We start from the raw sequence: 1,363 nt of genomic DNA, 5'->3' as shown, positions 1-1,363 counted from the left end.
ACCTCTTGCAACAGGAGCAATGGATCGTTGATGGATTTGGCTCACTCGATACCGTGTGGCAACGGCTAGATGTAGCCGATACCCTGGTCTATCTCGATATGGCTGTGCTGCGACATTACTGGTGGGTGACAAAGCGATTGGTTAAAAGTCTTTGGGTGCCACCGGAAGGCTGGCCTGAAAATAGTCCCCTACTAAAAGGCACACTGAATTCCTATAACACGATCCGGCTGTTTGACACTCCCCATAGCTAGAAGCTAGGGGATTCTCGGTTCAACGAGTCAACTTGCTCAACCAGGTCGGAACCAAGAAGAGTAGAGGTCGATTCTCCCCGAGCGTTTTGGAAAGTTCCCGTGTGCCCCACGGTACTTAAGGCTCTAGTTAGGATGTTTTTGGCGGCATTATGGTCGCGGTCTAACCGGCACCCACATTTGCAGACATGGGTTCTAGTTGACAATGACTTCTTGACTACTTCGCCGCAACTAGAGCAATTTTGGCTTGTATAGGCAGGGTTAACTGCAACAGTTATTCTGCCAAACTTTTGACCAAAATACTCTAGCCATTCTCGGAACTGATACCAACCTGCATCATTAATAGACTTGGCGAGACAGTGGTTTTTGAGCAAGTTCTTAACCCTTAAATCTTCGTAGGCGACCAGGTCGTTAGACCGGATTACGCAACGCGCCAGTCTCTTGGCATGTTCTTCACGCTGCCTACTTATTTTAAGGTGCTGTCTACCTAGTCTGTTAATCGCTTTTTTGCGATTGGATGAGCCTTTCTTTTTCCGAGAAATTCTACGTTGATAAAACTTTAAACGTTTTTCCCCTTTTCTATAAAACCTGGGATTTGGTTCTGAACATCCATCAGAGTCAGTGTAAAACTCTTTTAGACCTACATCTAAACCAACGGAGAAACCTGTAACTTCCAACTGTTCTGAGTCATCTACTTTGACGCAAAACTGGACGTAATATCCATCAGCTTTTTTGACTATACGAATCCGTTTTATTAGCTTTTGTTCGAAACGCCACAAGTCCCAGGTACCTTTGAGCTTGACCTGTCCGATTCCTTTTTTATCGGTAAACTTTATCGACTTCTTATCTGGGGACAGTTTCCATCCAGATTGCTTATATTCGACTGACCTAGAATACTTTTTAAAGCGAGGATACCCTTTCTTTCCAGGAACCTTTTTCTTGCAGTTGTCAAAAAATCGCTTGATAGCACGCTCTACGTTTTCAACAGAAGCTTGACAAGCATGACTGTTGAGGTCTTTGACAAACTTAAATTCATCCCTTAACTGAGTGTTGTACCGGTAGAGTTCTTTCTTCCCTGTCCCGCGATTGTCCATCCAGTACCGAAGTACCTTGTT

The 1,363-nt window shown here is 44.5% G+C and carries 1 protein-coding gene and 1 pseudogene; one reads left to right on the top strand and one right to left on the bottom strand.

All coding sequences use genetic code 11. The features are described from left to right. A pseudogene (locus F6K37_RS42560) lies at window positions 1-251 on the top strand (adenylate kinase); the annotation flags it as partial. On the opposite strand, the gene F6K37_RS42555 reads toward F6K37_RS42560, so the two are convergent. Next, window positions 248-1,363 (bottom strand): RNA-guided endonuclease InsQ/TnpB family protein (locus F6K37_RS42555; RefSeq protein ID WP_287257239.1); only part of this gene is annotated, 1,116 nt, incomplete at its 5' end. The pseudogene F6K37_RS42560 and the gene F6K37_RS42555 sit on opposite strands and share 4 nt — an antisense overlap.

It is taken from the genome of Moorena sp. SIO4E2, from assembly GCF_010671945.1.
GTDB classification, from domain to species: domain Bacteria; phylum Cyanobacteriota; class Cyanobacteriia; order Cyanobacteriales; family Coleofasciculaceae; genus Moorena; species Moorena producens.
This window is presented reverse-complemented; position numbering and strand designations above follow the sequence as displayed.